Below are 20,130 nucleotides of genomic sequence, written 5' to 3'. Positions count from 1 at the left end.
TGTTCCCTCCCCGATCAGAGCAGAATGTCTGTGTAGAGCGCGGATGCATCCGGCTCCGGCTCGGACTGGGCGAAATCGGCACTGTCGGCAACGATATCGCGAACATCCTTGTCGATCGCCTTCAGATCGTCTTCGGATGCCCAGCCTTTTCCGACCAGGCGCAAGCGCACCTGCTCGATCGGATCATGTTCTGAGCGCATCTTCTGCACTTCGTCCTTGGAGCGATACTTCGCCGGGTCGGACATCGAATGGCCGCGATAGCGGTAGGTCAGCATTTCGAGAATGATCGGGCCCTTGCCGGAACGGCAATGCTGGAGCGCCTCGTCGGCTGCCGCCTTGACAGCGCGCACATCCATGCCATCGACCTGCATGCCGGGAATGCCGAAGCCCGAACCGCGCAGCGAGTAGTTGGACTGCGCCGTCGCGCGGGCAGAGGACGTGCCCATGGCGTAGTGGTTGTTCTCGATGATATAGACGATCGGCAGCTTCCAGAGAGCAGCCATGTTGAAGCTCTCGTAGACCTGGCCCTGGTTGGCCGCACCGTCGCCGAAATAGGCGACCGAGACGCTGTCATTACCACGGTATTTGTTGGCGAAAGCGAGCCCGGTGCCGAGCGAAACCTGCGCACCGACGATACCGTGACCGCCGTAGAAATGCTTCTCTTTCGAGAACATGTGCATCGAGCCGCCCTTGCCGTGCGAATAGCCGCTGCTGCGACCAGTCAGCTCGGCCATGACACCACGCGCTTCCATGCCGCAAGCGAGCATGTGGCCGTGGTCGCGATAGGCCGTAATGACCTGATCGCCTTCCTTCTGGGCCATCTGCATGCCGACGACGACAGCTTCCTGGCCGATGTAGAGGTGACAGAATCCGCCGATGAACCCCATGCCGTACAACTGTCCGGCCTTTTCCTCGAAGCGCCGGATGAGCAGCATTTCGCGGTAGGCTTTCAGCTCTTCGTCGCGATCGAAATCGGCTATAGGACCGCCGTTGGTTTCAACACGTGCTGACTTGGACGTTTTCCGGTTGGAAACGGACGCGATTTTCGGCGCCATTCAACCCTCCCCTGTGTGATAAGCATCGATCAATGGTGACGCGTAACATAGGGAAGATTAACAGATGCAGCAATGCCATAAACGCATGGCTAGTATTCGATATAAGTCACTGAAAAATAAATAAAATCTCCGATTAACTGAAATTCAGTTAATCGCGCTATTTGTTGAAGATGACGATTTCGTCGGCCTTGGAATAATCGAGCTGGTAACGGGCCTTTTCATCAAGCATGTCCTTGTCGAGCGATCCGTCGCTGAGCAGGGCAACCTCCTTTTCGAGGTGCTGTCGCTTGGCAACGAGATCGGCCAGATCCTTGGAGCGGGCCAGTCGCTGTTGCTCGAATACTTCGGTCGCCCGCAGGCCGTAATCGCCATGGACGCAGTGGTAGCCGAAATAGGATACGAAGGCGACGGTGATGGCTGGAAGCACCAGGTGACCAAGCCGCTTCTTCTTATGATATTTTGTCCACATGCCGTTTGCCCATACGCTGTACCCGTGTGAGCGACACTAGACGGCAGAGATTAACCGTCCGTTGACCGTGTTGCGAAATCGACTAAAAAACCGCGCCCGAAGGCGCGGTTGGTAGAAAAGCGAATGCGTCTGGTATCAGCCGCGCAGGATGGACGTGCCGGCGTAGCGGGCCTGCGGACCGAGCATTTCCTCGATGCGGATCAGCTGGTTGTACTTGGCAAGACGGTCCGAGCGCGACAGCGAGCCGGTCTTGATCTGACCGCAGTTGGTGGCGACCGCGAGATCGGCAATCGTCGAATCCTCGGTTTCGCCAGAGCGGTGCGACATGACGGCTGTATAGCCGGCCTTGTGGGCCGTTTCGACGGCGTCGAGCGTTTCGGTCAGCGTGCCGATCTGGTTGACCTTGACGAGGATCGAGTTGGCAACGCCCATCTTGATACCGTCGCGAAGGCGCGAGGAATTGGTAACGAACAGATCGTCGCCGACCAGCTGGGTGGTCTTGCCGGCCAGCTCTGTCAGCGTCTTCCAGCCTTCCCAATCGTCTTCGGACATGCCGTCTTCGATCGACAGGATCGGGTACTTGGCAGCGAGTTCGGCAAGGTATTCAGCCATGGCGCCCGGCTCCAGCGTGCGACCTTCGCCTTCGAGAACGTACTTGCCGTCCTTGAAGAACTCTGTCGCAGCACAATCGAGGCCGAGGTAGATGTCTTCGCCGGGACGATAGCCGGCCTTCTCGATCGACTTCATGATGAAGTCCAGGGCTTCCGGCGCGCTTTTCAGGCCCGGTGCGAAACCGCCTTCGTCGCCGACATTGGTGTTGTGACCCTGGGCCGACAGTTCCTTCTTCAGCACGTGAAAAACTTCGGAGCCCATGCGGACGGCATCGGAGAAGGTTTCTGCACCGACGGGGAGAATCATGAATTCCTGGAAGTCGATCGGGTTGTCGGCATGGGCACCGCCGTTGATGATGTTCATCATCGGCACAGGCAGAAGGCTGGCATAGGCGCCGCCGACATAGCGATAGAGCGGCAGGTCGGCGCTCTGGGCGGCGGCCTTGGCGACGGCGAGCGATACGCCGAGGATGGCGTTGGCGCCGAGGCGGGACTTGTTGGCCGTGCCATCCAGCTCGATCATCAGGTTGTCGATCTGGATCTGGTTTTCAGCATCGAGACCGCCGATGGCCTCAAAAATCTCGGTATCGACGGCTTCTACAGCCTTTTCGACGCCCTTGCCGTGGTAACGCGAGCCACCATCGCGCAATTCGACTGCCTCGTGGGCACCTGTCGAGGCGCCCGACGGGACTGCGGCGCGACCCATGCTGCCGTCTTCCAGATATACGTCGACTTCGACAGTCGGGTTGCCGCGGCTGTCGAGAATCTCGCGGGCGATAATGTCGGTGATTGCGGTCATGGCTGGTTCCTGCTCGCTGGTTATAATCGATTGAAATCTCTAAATCGAAGGCGTGACAATTACAATGCCATCACGCGCTTCGAATGAGGGAACGTCATAGCCGACTAAACCAAGATCATGTCAGCCTGTTGAACGCTCCCGCAGATGCTAGGCCTTGGCGATGGCGTCGAATGCCAGCAGCTTTTCGAGCAGCTTCGGCATATCTTTCAGATGCACCATGTTGGGGCCATCGGACGGCGCATGGTCGGGGTCCTCGTGGGTTTCGATAAACACGCCGGCGACGCCGACGGCAACGGCCGCGCGGGCAAGGGTTTCCACGAATTCGCGCTGGCCCCCGGAGGACCCGCCCTGGCCGCCGGGCTGCTGCACGGAGTGGGTAGCATCGAAGATCACCGGAGCGCCCATCGCCGCCATGATCGGCAGCGAGCGCATGTCGGAGACCAGCGTGTTGTAGCCGAAGGATGCGCCGCGTTCACAGAGCAGGATGTTCGGGTTACCGCTGTCGTTAAGCTTGGCCAGCACGTTCTTCATGTCCCAGGGGGCGAGGAACTGACCCTTCTTGACGTTGATGATGCGGCCGGTCCTGGCGGCAGCGACCAGAAGATCGGTCTGGCGTGACAGGAAGGCCGGGATCTGCAGGACATCCACGGTCTTGGCGACAAGGGCGCACTGCTCCTCCGTGTGGATGTCGGTGAGCACCGGGAAACCGTATTCCTTCTTCAGCTCGCCGAAGATCTCCAGAGCCGCTTCCAGCCCAAGGCCACGCTGGGCGGACAGGGATGTGCGGTTGGCCTTGTCGAAGGACGACTTGTAGACGAGCCCGATGCCAAGCGAGGCGCAGAGTTCCTTGAGCTTGCCGGCTATCGTGAAGGCATGATCGCGGCTCTCCATCTGGCAGGGACCGGCAATCAGCGAGAGGCGCTTGCTGTTGGAGAAAGTGACCTTGCCGGGGCCTTCGCCGGCGACCACGTCCGAATTTGTCGAATGGCTCATGCTGTCTCCTCGAAGGCAAACAATGCCCCCTGCCCGGGAGCGGCCTTCACCAGAATAGTGTTGCTCTTGCGTGTGTAGGTCACGCCGTTACCAGCCAAATGCGCTTCTGTCACGGAAAGATCGCGAACCGCAAAGACGATTGCCCGCCCCCGCAGGCCCGCATCTTCACCGGATGGCGCCGCCTCATAGAAGGCCTCCATCCCCTCGCCGCTCAAGATGTCGATTTCCACATTGGCTGCCGATGCTGTGATGCCAAAGGAATGCGGAGCGATTGCGGCACCATTGCCAACTTGGCTGATGAGCCCGGAAAACGCCTCCGGGCTGGCGCAGGACAGCACAATGCGCGAAATGCCGAGAACGCCGTTCGGATGCCTCTCCAGCGCGCTGCGATCCGTCGGCATCGCATTAATGCGCTCGCAGGTGAAAACGAAGAAATCCGGGGCACGCAAATCTGCGGCGAAAGCAAGGCGAAAGCCGGCAATCGATTCGGACCCGTCCGGCATGCGCATCGGCCTTTCGAACTCGAGGATCTTGCCGGCCGAGACCCCGCGGTCGCGAAAGCGCTGCTGGTCGCTTTCAGCATTGCCGGTTGCGAAGGCAATGGAGGAAAAACCATCGTCGCCGACGCGAAACCGGAAAGCCTGGTCGCGCGCGACGAAGACATTGCCGGCCAGCGCCGACGCCTCGCACTCCGAGAGACTGGCAATGCCGAGTGGCTCGAGATAGGTCTTGTCGGCGAAGAAAACGCAAGCATTTTCAGTACCAAAGGGATGCCGTGCATCGGCAGCGACAGTGAAGCCAAGCTTGCTCAGCCGCTGGCGCGCAGAGGCTATATCGCAGGTCGGCAGGACCAGATGGTCGATTGGATAGGCTGCTGTCATGGTTTGTCTCCACCCTGCGAAGCCGTCAGCGACGGCAGCGCGACATGATCTTCCAAAAATGCGATTATTCCAACGGCGTTCACAAAGATTTAGTCACTTGCGGAACACATATGGAACATATAGTGTCCGTTCTGGCTTTGTTTCGCACTTGGAGCACGAAAAACGATGTTGACGCGCAAGCAACAGGAACTGCTTCTCTTCATTCACGAACGAATGAAAGAGTCCGGCGTGCCGCCTTCTTTCGATGAAATGAAGGACGCGCTGGATCTGGCGTCGAAATCAGGTATCCATAGGCTGATCACGGCACTGGAGGAACGCGGCTTCATTCGCCGCCTGCCGAACCGGGCGCGTGCCATCGAGGTCATCAAGCTTCCCGAGGCCTATAACCCGAATGCGCAGCCACGGCGCGGCTTTTCGCCGAGCGTCATCGAAGGCAGCCTTGGCAAGACGCCGGCGGTCGCCGCAGCGCCGACAAAGCCCGCAGTCGACGACCGCAGCGGCTCCGTCTCGCTGCCGGTCATGGGCCGCATCGCCGCCGGTGTTCCCATCGCCGCGATCCAGAACAACACCCACGACATCATGGTCCCCGCCGATATGGTCGGCGCCGGCGAGCATTACGCGCTCGAAGTGCGAGGCGATTCGATGATCGAGGCCGGCATCTTCGACGGCGATACGGTCATCATCCGCAATGCCAGTACGGCGAGCCCCGGCGACATTATTGTCGCCCTCGTCGATGACGAGGAAGCAACGCTCAAGCGCTTTAGGCGCAAGGGTGCCTCCATTGCACTCGAGGCAGCCAATCCGGCTTACGAGACCCGCATCTTCGGCCCGGACAGGGTAAAGATCCAGGGGCGACTTGTCGGACTTATCCGCCGGTATCACTGACCGGTGACGTGGCATCGGTACCGGTGAAGGCCGGCTTTCGCCAGTCATAGGCTCGATGCCTCTCCCATGGACGGTCAAGGGCGCTGAACGCGGTGATGAACTTTGGCTCAGGAGATATCAAGTTGACCTCGATGGAACCTGTTTTGCGTAGCGATGCGCCGGTGTAGAGCACTGCACCGGACCGACAGAGATCAAGGCGAAGTTTGACCGGCGTGATGACAATGTCGGCGGTATCGCAGGCCGGCCCCAGATAAGCCGCATCGGAGATAGTCACCAGCATCGCGCCCGTCTCGAGCATGGCAACGCACCAATCGCGACCATGGCAGGCAAACCCGCCGTCGACCGCATTGTCCAGAGCAGTTTCCATTGCTGATCGCAATGTGGCCTGATGCTCCGCATCCATACGGGTCGAGGGGCGGCCACGAACGGAATGGGGCGGGGTCGAGTTGTCCGGCGGCAGCATTTGCGGCGGCGTATCCTCTGACACCGGCAGGGCTCGCTGCCATTGCTGATAGATGAAATCCGGGGGGCGCTCACGATTGCGCTCGAGTCTCCCCTGCCGGAACATGGCGACCAGTTCGCCATCCTCCGAAATCAGCAGTTCCGATTTCTGGAGAGACGGTTGGAAGGCGGCAAAAGTCACCGAGGCCGCAATCAGCAACGCGCCGGCATGGCGCATGGGCGTTCGCAGCACCGTCATCAGCATGAAGCCGGCAATGATGGTCGGGAAAAGTCCGCTAGGCAGGCGCGCGAAGGGCACATTGCCGCCCCATGCAGCCACCGTCTTTGCGATGACCATGACGATATCAAGTCCCCAACCGGTGACAAGCCAGAACACGCCGTCGAGGCCGAAGGGCATCATCAGCATGGCAAGCATGCCGACCGGCATGACGATGAATGACACCACCGGCATGGCGGCGAGATTGGCAACGAGGCCATAGGTCGCCAGCCGGTGAAAGTGTTCGATCGAGAAGATTGCCGTCGACGCGCCGCCGATGAACGACGTCATGGCGATGCCGGTGAAGAAGCGGCTGACCGCCCGCACCGGCATCGGTGCCCGGAAAGCAGCAAACCGCCGCTCGCGGGGCGGACGTCGCTTCCATAGCGAATAGCCGGATACAAGGGCGATGGTCGCCGCATAGGACATCTGGAAACTCGGGCCGAGGATCTGCGACGGCGAGAGCACTAGAATGGCGATAGCCGAAAGGGCGACATTGCGCAGGCTGAAGGATGGTCTGTCGAACAGCACCGCGACCAGCATGATCGCCATCATGATGAAGGCCCGTTCGGCCGATACACCGAAGCCGGAAATGAAATAATAGGCGGTGACGGTGATCAGCGCACCGACGGCTGCAATTTTCTTGGTCGGAAAAGCCTGCGCCAATCCGGGAAACAGGCTCAGTGCATGCCGGAGGCCGACATAGAAGATACCGGCCGACAAAGCCATATTCAGTCCCGAGATGGCAATGATATGAGCGAGGCCGGACACTCTTAGGGCATCCGTCGTTTCAGGCGAAATCGCCCGACGTTCGTCGTTGACCAGCGAAGCCGCGAAGGCGCCGGTGTCGCCGGGCAGGATCGAGCGGATTCGGTCGCCGATATGGCCGCGCAGCCCAGTCAGCCAGCGGTCGGTCCTTTGGAGCGTCGTTCGCTCGCTGGTGTCGTCGACGCTGGCCATCATCAGTTGCGGCGTACCGTAGAAGAAACCGTTGGCACCGGTGCCTTCGAAATAGGCAGTGAAGGCAAAATCGTGGAGGCCGGGCAGCGCCGGGCCGGCTGGCGGGCTCAACCGGGCCCTGCCCTCAACCACATCTCCGAGTTCGAACGGTACATCCTGGCCGCGCACGAGAAGGGATATCTGCTCCGGTGGCCGCCGAACGACAGGCGCGTCTGTCGCCAGCAGATCCAGCACGTAGCGCCACCGCCCTTTGTCGTCCACTTCGCGGCGCTGAACCTGACCGGTGATGGTGGTAGTCACGGGCGAGTCCAGCATGATCGTCGACGCTCGCCATGTCTCCCATTCAGCGAGAAGCATGCCGAGCAGGCCCAGCGCCGCTGCGAACGCCAGATGCCGCAACGTTGGGCTCAGATTGTGTTTCAGGAGGCAGACGGCGGCGAGCACCAGGAAGACCGCCGCAATGCCCGTCACCGGCGGATTGCCCGGAAGCTCGAACCAGATTATGGCTCCGCAGCCGATGTAGACGGGCGCAAACAGCATTGCGCGACCGTGGGCGGCCTCTTCGGCAATCATCCCCGCGGTTGCGATTCGCCACCCGTTGAGCGAAAGGGCAGCGCGCTTCGGCCACGGCACGGCGTGTTGCGTGCGGGCAGGCATCCGTCCAAGCTTGGCAACGGCGTTGACAGTAGCGCGCGAACGCTCGGCGAGGCCGAGAAATACCTGGCGATGACCTTGCCTCTCGCGCGCGTCCAACTCTGCCATTCGCCAGTCAGCCCCGCTCGCAATCTTCAAGCCCAGGGTATTTTTGCAACCTTTGCTCGAACAATTCAACTGAAATCGATTGAAATGCGTCCCGCGGGAACGTCGCTTCTGGAATGCCGCAGATCGGGCTTTAAAGGCATCGCAGTCATGGCGGAGGCGCTGCCCAAAAGTTGATACCGCGATGCACAAATACCGGTCAGGGTAACTTGGCATTAGCCTCTGGATCATATAGCTAATCTTTAGACGCTTAACCCTTTGGTGCTTTTTTAAGGCACCAACCCGCCAAATCTTGGAGGCTCTCATGACGGAACAAAGCGCGAAACTGACCTGGGGTGATAAGACTGTCGATCTGCCGGTGAAGGCCGGTACCATCGGTCCGAGCGTCCTCGACATTGGCGCACTCTACAAGAATACCGCTTCCTTCACTTACGACCCCGGCTTCACCTCGACCGCATCGTGCGAATCCAAGATCACCTATATCGATGGTGACGAAGGCGTTCTGCTGCATCGCGGCTACCCTATCGAGCAGCTGGCCGAAAAGGGTGACTTCCTGGAAGTCTGCTACCTGCTTCTCTACGGCGAACTGCCGACGGCTGCGCAGAAGAAGGATTTCGACGACCGCGTCGTTCACCACACCATGGTGCATGAACAGATGACGCGCTTCTTCACAGGCTTCCGCCGCGATGCACATCCCATGGCTGTGATGTGCGGTTGCGTTGGTGCGCTGTCGGCCTTCTATCATGATTCAACCGATATCACGGATCCGCACCAGCGCATGGTGGCGAGCCTCCGGATGATTGCAAAGATGCCGACGCTTGCCGCGATGGCGTACAAGTATCATATCGGCCAGCCTTTCGTGTATCCGAAGAACGATCTCGACTATGCGTCGAATTTTTTGCGCATGTGTTTTGCGGTTCCTTGCGAAGAATTCGAAGTCAATCCGGTTCTTGCCCGTGCGATGGACCGCATCTTCATCCTGCACGCCGATCACGAGCAGAACGCCTCGACATCGACGGTCCGTCTTGCCGGCTCTTCGGGCGCAAACCCATTTGCCTGTATCGCGGCCGGCATCGCCTGCCTCTGGGGCCCGGCCCATGGCGGCGCCAACGAAGCTGCACTGATGATGCTGCAGGAAATCGGCACCGTCGATCGCATCCCTGAGTACATCGCCCGCGCCAAGGACAAGAACGATCCTTTCCGCCTCATGGGTTTTGGTCACCGCGTCTACAAGAACTACGATCCGCGCGCCAAGATCATGCAGAAGACGATGTACGAAGTGCTGGAAGCAACCGGCAATGCCGGCGATCCGCTAATGCAGGTTGCTTTGGAGCTCGAAAAGATTGCTCTGAACGACCCTTACTTCATCGAAAAGAAGCTGTATCCCAACGTCGACTTCTATTCGGGCATCACCCTGCGGGCACTCGGTTTCCCCACGGAAATGTTCACCGTGCTGTTCGCACTCGCGCGTACCGTCGGCTGGATTGCCCAGTGGAACGAGATGATCGAAGATCCGCAGCAGCGCATCGGCCGTCCTCGCCAGCTCTACACCGGCGAACCGAAGCGCGATTACACACCGGTCGACGGCCGCTAAACGCCTTAGACTTTATAAAAAAACCCGCTCAGGAATGGGCGGGTTTTTTGTTGTCCAGAAGTTCGAGCACAATGGATGCTGCCTTTTCTCCGGGCGGTGTCTCCGTCTGCATCCGGTCCCAAACGAGGTCGAAACCCTCGATCATCGCGCGCCGCTGCTGGGTGTCGCTCGACAGGCGCTCGAGCCAGCGGGCCAACAGGCCCGGCAGCAACATCTCGTTGATCTGCTCCGGCACGATGACATAATCGGCAACCAGGTTGGGCAGCGCAGCGGTCCAGGTCTTTATCCGCTTGTGCAGCAGCTTGACGATAAAATCCGTGCTGTACGTCGAAATGACCGGCACACCGGTCAAGCCGAGTTCCAGAATCACCGTCCCCGACGCTGCCATCGCTGCGTCGGCTGACGCGAAGGCCTGCCACTTGGCGGCAGTACCGATGACGATCTCGGGCTTGATCTCCCAGTCGGCGACCAGCTTACGAACCAAATCTTCGCGCCGGGCAACTGTCGGCATGACGAATCGCATGCTTTTATTACGCCGGCTAAGTTCATCAACAGTCTGGCGAAAGAACGGCATCAGGTTATTTATTTCGGAAGACCTTGAGCCGGGTAATAATATTATGGTCCGCGTGTCGTTCGCGTCGAGCGGCGGACGGGCGGCGCGCTGCCGGCGCGCGTAGACCAGACCGGTATCTGTCACCAGGCGGTGACCGACGTAGGTCGTCGGCGGGCCGCCGAGACGTTTCATGACTTCCGGCTCGAACGGCAGGACAGCCAGGACGTGATCGACGTAAGCGAGCATCGCTGTGGCACGATATTCTTTCCAGGCCCAGACGCTCGGGCAAACATATTGGACGATCGGCAGGTCGGGCAGCGCCTTGCGGACCCGCTTGGCCACCCGGTGGGTAAAATCCGGGCTGTCGATGATGACGAGGATATCCGGCCTTGCGGCGATGACGGCCTTTGCCGTTTCGCCGATAAGGGCAATCAGCCGCGGCAACTTGGCGATCACCTGGGTGAACCCCATCAGCGACAGTTCGGAGAAATCGTAAAGCGACTTTAGTCCTTGCGCCTCCAGTCCATCGCCACCGACGCCTACGAGCTCGAGCGGTCGCGTCGTCTGCAGGCGCAGGGCGGCAACGAGATCGGCGCCCAGCAGATCGCCGGAGACTTCCCCGGCAATGATGGCGACCTTCAGGGGCGAAGTGTTCACTGGATGCCTCCGGCAGTCAGGCCGCGATCGATACCGAACAAAAACAGGCCGGCCTCATTGGCAGCGTCGATCGTCGCCTTACGCTCCAGTATCAGCGCACGCCCGGCCTCGACAGCAACGCCACCGAGGCCAGCTGCCTTGGCGTTGAGGATGGTCGATACGCCGATGGAGGGCAGATCGGCGCGCAGGTCCTGCTGCGGCTTACAGAGCTTCACCAGCACGCCCCGGCGCCGGTGCGATATGCGGCCGGCTGCCCGAAGGCCTGCGACGCGCTCGATCATCTGGTCCGTCCCCTCGACGCCTTCGAGCGCGACGATGCGTCCGCCGACGCTGACGGCGCCCTGTCCGACGTCCAGCATGCCGAGTGCATCGGCGGCCCTGGCTGCTTGTTTGATGTCTCGCATGTCATCCTCGGACGGCGCGTGGCTGCCGAGCGTGCCGGTTGTCGCAAGCAGATCCGGTGCGATGTCGTGCGCGCCGATGACCTTGCGACCTTTGACCTCGAGCAGGCCGATCACCATCTTCAGCACGGTATCGTCGCCGCCGGACAGCAGCGTTTTGACGACGCCCGGCATTCTGACCAACGATTGCCAGGTTGGCCGTATCTCGCGCCATTCCGGGCGTCGGGCAACGCTGCCCGACATCACGATACGGCGCACATCGTAACGATCGAAAAGCGCCTCGAATCCCTTGAAGTCACCGACGCCGAGCAGCGCGTGGTCGTAGTCGCTCCAGTCGCGGAGAACCTCGTCCTTCAATACGACGATGACCGGGTTTTCGCCTGCCTGTCGGGCGGCCTCGGCGAGGTAGGCTGGCAGAAAGCCGCTGCCGGCGATGATCGCCAGGCGGCCCTTGTCGTCGTTCCCGCTATCGTTCACGTCAGTTCTTGTTGCCGCGATGCGGCGACGAAAGGGCGCGATCGCTATCAGCGGCGATAAAGTCGAGGATTTCCATCACCTCGGCGCAGTCGGCAAACTCGGTGCGGATTGCAGCCGCATTTTCGCGGATCGAACCTTCGCCCTCGAACACCGCCTTGAAGGCGCGACGGACCATATGAATGATCGGCCGCTCGATACCCGCACGCGTCATGCCGACAACGTTAAGGCCGCCCAATATCCCCGGGTTTCCGTTCAGCATGCCGTAGGGGATGACATCGTAATTGACCGCCGAGAGACCACCGATGAACGCCTGGCGGCCGATGCGGGTAAACTGGTGCACGGCACAGCCTCCGCCCAGGATGGCGCGGTCGCCGATCACCACATGGCCGGCAAGCATGACGTTGTTGGACATGATCACGTTGTTGCCGACCCGGCAATCATGGGCGACGTGCGAGTTGGCGAGAAACAGGTTGTTGTTGCCGACGATCGTCTCGCCGCCAAATTCAGCGGTGCCGGCATTCATCGTCACGCCCTCGCGGATCGTGCAGTTGTCGCCAACCGTCAGGCTGGTGTCCTCGCCGCCGTGATGGACACTCTGCGGATCACCGCCGACGACCGCCATGGGAAAAATTTTGCAGCCTTTGCCGAGGGTCGTGCGGCCGGTGACAACAGCATTGTTCAAAAGCTGGACATTGTCACCCAGCACGACCTTGTGTCCGACGAAGCAGAAAGGCCCGATAGAGACGCCCTCGCCCAGCACGGCGCCATCTTCGACGATGGCCATCGGGTGGATAGTGGCGCTCTTTGCTATGCCGCTCATGATTCTTCCTTGCGCACGATCATCGCGCCGATATCGGCCTCAGCAACCTTGGTGCCGTCAACTTTTGCATCACAATGAAACTTCCAGATATTGCCACGCTGGCGCTGTTTCGCAACGTGAAACTCAACGCGGTCGCCAGGCACGACCGGCTTGCGGAAGCGCGCATTATCGATGGTCATGAAGTAGACGAGGCTACCGCTCTGGCCTTCCTTACGGGCGCAGATAGCGCCGGCTGTCTGCGCCATGCCTTCGATCAGCAGGACGCCAGGCATGATCGGCTGATCCGGAAAATGCCCAGTGAAATGCGGTTCGTTGGCGGTGACGTTCTTGATCCCAATTGCGGAGTTGTCGCCATCGATCTCGATGATCTTGTCAACGAGGAGAAACGGATAGCGGTGCGGCAACAATTTCATGATCTCGAGGATATCGGCCGATCCGAGCTCGGTCCCGGGGTGATCAGTCATCCTTGCCATCCCGTGCCTTCTTGCGGCTTCCAATCTTAGCCATGGTCTCCGCCATCTCCCTTAGAAAATCCTTGATCGGCCGCGCCGGAACGCCGCCGTAGCGACCACCAGGCGCCAGATCGAATATAACGCCGCTACCTGCAGCAAGTTGCGCACCGTCTCCGACATGGATGTGACCGGCAACCCCGGCCTGTCCGCCAATCTGTACGCCGTCGCCGATGCGAGCGCTGCCTGCGATGCCGACTTGGCTGACAATCGCTGTGTGGCGCCCTATGCGGACGTTGTGGCCGATCTGCGCCTGATTGTCGATCTTCGTTCCTTCGCCGATGACGGTGTCGTCCATCGTGCCCCGGTCGATCGTCGTGTTGGCGCCGATCTCGACGTGATCCTGGATGATGACGCGTCCGACCTGGACGATCTTCAGCATGCCCGCCGGACCTGGCGCATAGCCGAAACCATCCTGCCCGATGCGCGCACCGTTATGAATGATGACGTTGTTGCCGACATAGGCACAAAGAACGCTGGCCCCAGCACTGATCGAGCAATTCCGGCCAATCTTGACGCCAGCGCCGATAATGGCACCTGCGCCAATCTGCGTCCCCGCGCCGATCTCGGCATCTGCCCCGATAACCGCCATCGGTTCGACCAGCACGTCGGCCTCGAGCCGTGCCGTGGGGTCGACAAACGCGGCAGGTGATATGCCGCTCTTAGCTGTTCCGACGGTTACAGCGCGCATTGCGGCAGGATGCAGCAAGGCGCCGGCAATCGCGAAGGCAGCATGGGGCTTTGAGGATAGTATGATCGGCACGTGTGGCGGAATTATCGACTGCATCGACGCATCGCAGATGATGGCGGAGGCTTTGCAGGTCTTCAATTCATCCATATTCTTGCGGGAAAGAATATAGCAAACGTCGCCTTCAGCTGCCCGGTATACGGGGGCTACAGAACGAACGACACGGTCTGAAAACTTCTCATCGGCAACAACCGCCCCAAGATGATTGGCCAGCTCCCGAAGGCTGACCCCAGCATGGGGCGGGAAAAAACGGTTATGTTCCATAAACAACAGCTCCAGGACGGTATTCTAACCCGTGGGTCTGGGCCTGCCGATATCAGAACTGGTTGGCAATGCCAAACCGGAACTGCTGAACCTTGTCGTAACTCTGCTTCATGACAGGCTGCGCATAGTCGACGCGCAGCACACCGAAGGGCGAGGCCCAGATGATGCCGAGGCCGAGCGATGCACGGATCGAGCTATCGCTGTTGACGCTATCGCCAGAGGTATCGACCTTGTTACCCGTGAGGGTACCAGCGTCGGCAAAGGCTGCAGCGCGCAGGCCGATGTCCTGTGGGACGCCGGGCATTGGAACGCTGGCTTCAGCAGAAGCCGTGAAGTATGTCGTGCCGCCCAACGGGTCCTTGTCGCCATTCGAAGTACGTGGGCCGATACCCGTGTTCTCGAAGCCGCGAATTTCACGACCGCCGATTTGGAACTGGTCGAATACGTTCAGCTTGCCGTTCGTAGGCAGCACGTAGCCGGCACCGAGCGTCAGAGATCCGATGATGTCGGCTTCGTCGCTCAGCGTCTTCACGAAGCGCGCCTTGCCGCTGATCTTGTAGAAGTTCGAGTCGCCGCCGAGGCCTGCAAACTCATGCGTCAGCTTGGCGATGATACCGTCGCGAGGAAGGTTCTGATCGTCGAGCGTGTTGTAGGTGAATGTCTGCGACACCGACGACTGGGTCCACGGACCGTCGTTGATGAGGTTCTGGTAGGTGTTCGACAGGTGATCTTCCCAGTCGTTGGTACCCTTGTAATCGATGTGCTTGTAGTTGTAGCGAAGGGTCGTGGCCAGGTCTTCGGTGATCGGCGCGGTCACGCGGAGCGAGAAGCCGGCTTCGCTGTAGTCGTAGTAATCGTCGCTCGACGTCTGGTTCTTGAAGATGTCGAAACCAGCGGCCAGACGGTAGCCGAGGAAATAGGGCTCGGTGAACGAGATGTTGTAGGTGCGCGAGCCTTCTGTGCCGGCGCCCGCAGCGATGCGGATGTACTGGCCGCGACCGAGGAAGTTCTTTTCCTCGACGGAGGCTTCGAGCAGGATCCCGCCGTTGTTGCCGACAGAGTAGCCTGCACCGACGCCGAACGAACCGGTCGACTGGTCGATCACGTTGACGACGATAACGACGCGGTCAGGCGCGCTGCCCGGTGCCGTCGTGATGTTGACGCTCGTGAAGTAACCGAGAGCATCGAGGCGACGCTTGGCGCGGGTGATCATTTCCTGATTGAACGCATCGCCTTCGTTCAGGTCGAATTCGCGACGGATGACGTAGTCGCGGGTGCGGGTGTTGCCGCGGATTTCGATGCGCTCGACATAGGCGCGTTCGCCCTGGTCAACCAGATATTCGACAGCGATCGTGTTGTTCTGGAAGTTGCGCGTACCACGCGGCGTAACACGGGCAAAGGGATATCCAGCAGCAGCAACGCGCTTGGAGATCGCCTCGATCGACTTCTGGATGTTCTTGGCGTTGTAGACTTCGCCGGTAGACGTGGAGATCAGGCCCTTGAGTTCATCCGCATTCACGCCGTCGACCGTCGACACGACTGAGATGTCGCCGAAGGTGTAACGTGGACCTTCCTCGACGGCAAAGTTCATGGTGTAGGCGTTTGTCTGCTCGTCCAGCGTCGCGTCCGAGGAAACGATGCGGAAGTCGGCATAGCCGTGATTGTAATAGAACTGGCGCAGCGTGTCTTCGTCGGCATGCTGCTTGTCGGCGCTGTAGACGTCCTTGCGGGTCAGGAACGACAAGAAGTTGGTCTTCTTCGTCGCGATAACTGACGCAAGGCGACCATCACCATAGGCCTGGTTACCCGTGAAGTTGATCTTGTCGATCTTCGTACGGTCGCCTTCGTTGACCACAAAAGCGATGTTGACGCGGCCGGGAGCAACGTTGACGACCTGCGTCGTCACGGTCACTTCGTTGCGGCCGATGACTGCGTAGGCTTCTTTGATGGTCTTGATATCGTCATTGACGATGTTCTGATCGAAAGGACCCGAAGCATGCGTCTTGACGACGCCCTGCAGCTTGTCATCCTTGATCTTGCGATTGCCGTTGAAAACCACCGCGTTGACGATCTGGTTTTCCTTGACGGAAACGACGAGCGTGCCGCCGGAAACATTGATGTGGACGTCGGAGAAGTAACCCGTTGCGTAAAGCTGCTTTACGGAGTCATCGACGTCGGAACTGGTGAAACTAACACCGGGCTTGATCGTTATGTTGTCGCGAACAGCGTCCGCGCCAGAGCGGGATGCCCCGCGAACGTCGACCTTCTGGATGACAGCTGCTTCCGCGACAGAGGCGGATGCAAGGGTAAGGACACCTGCGCCCGAAGCAACAATACCAGCAGACAGCGCAACCGCCGATACTGCGTTCAAAAACTTTGAACCAGCCTTCATGTACTTCTTACCTTTTCTCAGTCGTTCCTGATGTCGAGCAAACTCGATTCCGGCCACGTGTGTCGTTTTACCCGCTTTTAGCCTACAAGCAAGCGCGCGGGTTAATTTCTGTTTACTTCATTTGGAAACGTGTCTCATTCGCCACTACAGCTTTGAAACATCGTAAATAAAGCATTATTTCCGCTGTCCTGCCCTCATCCAATCAGGGCGCTTATATCGTTCCAGGTTGCGAAAACCATCAACGACAACACCATGAACAAACCGATGCGGAAAGCGACATCCTGCGCGCCGGCCCCAAGCGGTTTTCCCCTTACCGCCTCAATCGCATAGAACATCAGGTGGCCGCCATCAAGTACCGGTACAGGCATTAGGTTCAACAACCCAATGGAAACCGACAGAACGGCAGCCAACTGTAGCACGGCTGCAATACCCAGCGACGCCATCTGGCCGGAGGCCTGGGCGACACGGATGGGGCCACCGAGCTGATCCGCCTTCATGTAGCCGCCAAGAAGATTGCCGATATATTCGAACGTTCCGGTGACGATGTGCCCGGTCTGCCTGACACCTTCGGCCACTGCGCCGAGCGGTGTGAAGCTTTCCTTGCGGAAATGGCCCATCTCCTGGTTGGTGACGATGCCGATGATGCCGACTTCCATCTTGTTGCCGAACTGGTCGGTCATGACGGTCGAAAGCGGAACCATCGGAAAATCGCGTTTTTCGCCACGCCGCTCGACGGTCACGACAATGTTGCGGCCCGGGCGGATGCTGACGTAGCGGCGAACGTCGTCGAATGTCGTCACCTTGTCGCCGTCAATTGCCACAAGGAGGTCGCCTGGTTCGATCCCCGCCTGGGCGGCCGCGCTATCCGGCTTGACCTCCGCTACCACAGGGTCGGCAACCTGGCGGCCGTATATGGCAAACAGGACGGAGAAGATGGCAATCGCCAGAATAAAATTGGCAATGGGACCCGCTGCCACCGTGGCGGCACGCTTCCAGAGCGCGGCACCGACGAATGACTGGGCACGTTCGGCCTCGCTCATGGCGTAGACCGCATCGATGTCCGGCTTGCTGGAGGCGTCCTGGTCACCGAAGAATTTCACATAGCCGCCGAGCGGGATTGCCGAGAGTTTCCAGCGGGTGCCGTGGCTGTCCGTGTAGCCCGCAATCTCCGGGCCGAACCCGACGGAGAATGCCAGGATGCGGATGCCGGACCATCGGCCGACAAGGTAGTGGCCCATCTCATGGACGAACACCAGCAGCGATAGCACCAGCACGAAGGGCAGGATGTAGCCTACGAGGAAGCTGACGATGCTCATTATGCTGCCCATGAACGGATCCTGTATGTTTTGATTTCAGACACCCAGCAATACGCCGCCCAAGGACGACATCTCGCCTCCCGCCATCAACGACAGCACGATAGCCAACAAGAAGCCTGCAAAACAAGCGAAAACGAGGCCGTCGGCACGATCCATCACGCCACCATGTCCGGGAATGAGATGGCCGGAGTCCTTGACGCCGAAACGACGCTTGATGAAGGACTCGAAGAGGTCGCCAGCCTGGCTGCAGACCGACAGCAGGAGAGCCACCAGTACCACCCGGAGCCCTGTGCCGGGGAAGAAGCACCAGACGACTGCCGGGCCTATGATCACAGCCGCAAGAGTGCCGCCTGCGGCTCCGGACCACGTCTTGCCGGGGGAAATGCGCGGCGCAAGCTTCGGCCCACGCAGCGCGCGGCCGACGAAGTAGGCAAGGATGTCGGTTGCCCAGACAGTCGCAAAAATGAACAGCATCAATACGAAGCCGAGGAAGTCGTCGTCGCGGATTTCCGACATGGCGATGACCGTCAGGCCCGCGTAGACGATGCCGACCGGCAACCACCAGCTTTTTTTTCGGGCCGCAACGAGGCCCATGCCGAGGACCGTGAAAAGCAGCAGCGCGCCGACCGCATAGACCGATTCTCGCGCCAGCGTGGCGATGACAATGACGACGACCGCGAGCCAGCCTAGGGCAGCTCCCGGAAAGTCGCGATCCCGCAGGCCGGTGATGGTCGACCACTCGTAGTAGATGAGGAGCCCTATGACCGATGCCAGCAGCCGGAACACCGAGCCGCCGTGCCAGGTGGCCAACAGGACCACGACTGCCATGACGACGCCCGATATAATTCGAAGCCTGAGTTCGCGGCTCATTTAGAGACCCACGGCGGCGGTCGGCTTGGCCGACAGGGCCCCGAAGCGGCGATCACGAGCGGCATAGCGCTCGAGTGCGGACAGGAACAGGGCGCGGCTGAAATCCGGCCAGTAGTCCGGCACAAACATGAACTCAGAATAGGCAGCCTGCCAGAGCAGGAAGTTGGAGAGCCGCTCCTCGCCGCTGGTGCGGATGATGAGGTCCGGGTCGGGAATTCCGGCCGTATCCAGCCGCCCGTCGATCAGTGCCGGCGTAATATCCTGCGGCCGCAAGCGTCCCGCCTCGACATCCTTGGCAAGACTGACAATGGCGCGGGCGATTTCGTCGCGGGAGCCGTAATTGAAGGCGATGACCAGCGTCAGCGCTGTGTTGTTCTTGGTTGTCTCTTCGGCTTCGATCAACAGCGGCAGGATGTCGCCCCGCAGGTTCTGGCGATCGCCGATGACGCGGATGCGGACATTCTGCCGGTGCAACTCGCTGAGGTCGCGACGGATGAATGCCTTCAGAAGCCCAAGCAGGTCGGTGACTTCGGCCTCTGGACGGCGCCAGTTTTCCGAAGAAAACGCGAACAGCGTCAGGTACTTGATACCAACATCGCCAGCAGCGCGAACGGTCTCGCGGACTGCATCGACGCCCTTGCGATGCCCCATGGTGCGCGGCAGGCCGCGCGCACTGGCCCAGCGGCCGTTGCCGTCCATGATGATGGCGACGTGCTCGGGGACTATCATAAGGCTAGACTCTGACATGGGTATCCAGTTCGTTCGACGGCAGGACGCTGGTTCGTGCAGACCTAAACCTGCATGATTTCCTTTTCCTTATCGATGAGCAAGCGGTCGATGTCGGAAATCGAGTCATCCGTCATCTTCTGCACGCGGTCCGATTTGGCGCGGGTTTCGTCCTGGCCGAGAGCCCCGTCCTTTTCGGCCTTCTTCAGGCCATCCATGCCATCGCGGCGGACGTTGCGAATCGCAACCTTGGCCTTCTCGGCATATTCGTGGGCAACCTTGACCAGCGAGCGGCGACGCTCCTCGTTGAGTTCCGGCAGCGGAATGCGCAGGTTCTGGCCATCCATGATCGGGTTCAGGCCGAGGTTGGATTCGCGAATGGCGCGATCGACGGCGCTCACCATGGACTTGTCCCAGACAGAGACTGAGAGCATGCGGGGTTCCGGAATGGTGATGTTGGCGACCTGGTTCAGCGGCACGCGCGAACCGTAGGCATCGACCGTTACCGGATCGAGGATGTTTGCCGACGCACGGCCGGTGCGCAGCGAGGCGATGTCGCCCTTGAAGGCGGAAATCGCGCCGTCCATGCGGCGCTTGATTTCGTTGAGGTCGGTGTTGCCACTCATGTCTTTACTCCCGTCGTCAATGCGGCGTCGATCCACGACGCCATGAG

18 protein-coding genes are annotated in these 20,130 nt (G+C 60.0%); 2 read left to right on the top strand and 16 right to left on the bottom strand.

What is annotated here, in order from left to right; genetic code table 11:
* Positions 1-14: 14 nt before the first annotated feature.
* The 5 genes from pdhA to J5289_RS10285 form a co-directional block, all read right to left on the bottom strand.
* Positions 15-1,055, bottom strand: a complete 1,041-nt coding sequence (pdhA, locus tag J5289_RS10305) for a pyruvate dehydrogenase (acetyl-transferring) E1 component subunit alpha (RefSeq protein ID WP_142822560.1) — start codon at positions 1,053-1,055, stop codon at positions 15-17.
* Between the two features lie 157 nt (positions 1,056-1,212).
* On the bottom strand, positions 1,213-1,524 hold the full coding sequence (locus tag J5289_RS10300) for a septum formation initiator family protein (protein ID WP_111215546.1): 312 nt from the start codon (positions 1,522-1,524) through the stop codon (positions 1,213-1,215).
* A 135-nt stretch (positions 1,525-1,659) separates the two neighbouring features.
* Entirely contained in the window at positions 1,660-2,934 is a 1,275-nt protein-coding gene (eno, locus tag J5289_RS10295) for a phosphopyruvate hydratase (RefSeq protein WP_142822558.1), read from the bottom strand.
* A gap of 147 nt (positions 2,935-3,081) precedes the next feature.
* Entirely contained in the window at positions 3,082-3,927 is an 846-nt protein-coding gene (gene kdsA / locus J5289_RS10290) for a 3-deoxy-8-phosphooctulonate synthase (RefSeq protein ID WP_209183670.1), read from the bottom strand.
* On the bottom strand, positions 3,924-4,808 hold the full coding sequence (locus tag J5289_RS10285; protein ID WP_209183669.1) for a VOC family protein: 885 nt from the start codon (positions 4,806-4,808) through the stop codon (positions 3,924-3,926). The genes kdsA and J5289_RS10285 overlap by 4 nt, the downstream gene beginning before the upstream one ends.
* A 165-nt stretch (positions 4,809-4,973) precedes the next feature.
* On the opposite strand from J5289_RS10285, the gene lexA reads away from it, so the two are divergent.
* Entirely contained in the window at positions 4,974-5,693 is a 720-nt protein-coding gene (gene lexA, locus J5289_RS10280; RefSeq protein WP_142822553.1) for a transcriptional repressor LexA, read from the top strand.
* Here the strand turns inward: lexA and J5289_RS10275 are convergent.
* Complete coding sequence (locus tag J5289_RS10275; RefSeq protein WP_209206567.1) at positions 5,674-8,133, bottom strand: ComEC/Rec2 family competence protein; 2,460 nt, start codon at positions 8,131-8,133, stop codon at positions 5,674-5,676. The genes lexA and J5289_RS10275 overlap by 20 nt on opposite strands.
* A 301-nt stretch (positions 8,134-8,434) precedes the next feature.
* On the opposite strand from J5289_RS10275, the gene gltA reads away from it, so the two are divergent.
* Positions 8,435-9,724 (top strand): citrate synthase, encoded by a 1,290-nt coding sequence (gltA, locus tag J5289_RS10270; RefSeq protein ID WP_142822549.1) that lies wholly within the window; start codon positions 8,435-8,437, stop codon positions 9,722-9,724.
* A gap of 28 nt (positions 9,725-9,752) precedes the next feature.
* On the opposite strand, the gene lpxB is transcribed toward gltA, so the two are convergent.
* The 10 genes from lpxB to frr form a co-directional block, all read right to left on the bottom strand.
* Positions 9,753-10,934, bottom strand: coding sequence for a lipid-A-disaccharide synthase (lpxB, locus tag J5289_RS10265; protein WP_209183667.1), 1,182 nt, complete (start codon positions 10,932-10,934; stop codon positions 9,753-9,755).
* Entirely contained in the window at positions 10,931-11,812 is an 882-nt protein-coding gene (locus J5289_RS10260) for an LpxI family protein (RefSeq protein ID WP_209183666.1), read from the bottom strand. Before J5289_RS10260 ends, lpxB begins: the two co-directional genes overlap by 4 nt.
* Position 11,813: 1 nt before the next feature.
* Positions 11,814-12,632, bottom strand: a complete 819-nt coding sequence (gene lpxA / locus J5289_RS10255) for an acyl-ACP--UDP-N-acetylglucosamine O-acyltransferase (protein WP_209183665.1) — start codon at positions 12,630-12,632, stop codon at positions 11,814-11,816.
* Positions 12,629-13,096 (bottom strand): 3-hydroxyacyl-ACP dehydratase FabZ, encoded by a 468-nt coding sequence (gene fabZ / locus J5289_RS10250; RefSeq protein WP_209183664.1) that lies wholly within the window; start codon positions 13,094-13,096, stop codon positions 12,629-12,631. The genes lpxA and fabZ overlap by 4 nt, the downstream gene beginning before the upstream one ends.
* Positions 13,089-14,153, bottom strand: a complete 1,065-nt coding sequence (gene lpxD, locus J5289_RS10245) for a UDP-3-O-(3-hydroxymyristoyl)glucosamine N-acyltransferase (RefSeq protein ID WP_209183663.1) — start codon at positions 14,151-14,153, stop codon at positions 13,089-13,091. Before lpxD ends, fabZ begins: the two co-directional genes overlap by 8 nt.
* Positions 14,154-14,205: 52 nt before the next feature.
* On the bottom strand, positions 14,206-16,545 hold the full coding sequence (bamA, locus tag J5289_RS10240) for an outer membrane protein assembly factor BamA (protein WP_142822538.1): 2,340 nt from the start codon (positions 16,543-16,545) through the stop codon (positions 14,206-14,208).
* Between the two features lie 194 nt (positions 16,546-16,739).
* Positions 16,740-17,873 (bottom strand): RIP metalloprotease RseP, encoded by a 1,134-nt coding sequence (rseP, locus tag J5289_RS10235; RefSeq protein ID WP_202617104.1) that lies wholly within the window; start codon positions 17,871-17,873, stop codon positions 16,740-16,742.
* A gap of 24 nt (positions 17,874-17,897) precedes the next feature.
* Positions 17,898-18,731 (bottom strand): phosphatidate cytidylyltransferase, encoded by an 834-nt coding sequence (locus J5289_RS10230; protein ID WP_209183662.1) that lies wholly within the window; start codon positions 18,729-18,731, stop codon positions 17,898-17,900.
* Entirely contained in the window at positions 18,732-19,478 is a 747-nt protein-coding gene (locus tag J5289_RS10225; protein ID WP_111215521.1) for an isoprenyl transferase, read from the bottom strand. It lies immediately after the preceding gene.
* Positions 19,479-19,522: 44 nt separating this feature from the next.
* Positions 19,523-20,083 carry a ribosome recycling factor gene (gene frr / locus J5289_RS10220; RefSeq protein ID WP_142822532.1) on the bottom strand — a complete coding sequence of 187 codons (561 nt, stop codon included), beginning with the start codon at positions 20,081-20,083 and terminating at the stop codon, positions 19,523-19,525.
* Between the last annotated feature and the right edge of the window lie 47 nt (positions 20,084-20,130).

Source organism: Rhizobium sp. B230/85 (assembly GCF_019355735.1).
Lineage (GTDB): Bacteria > Pseudomonadota > Alphaproteobacteria > Rhizobiales > Rhizobiaceae > Rhizobium > Rhizobium rhododendri.
Note: the sequence above shows the minus strand (reverse complement) of the source record. Positions and strands in the feature narration are given on the sequence as shown.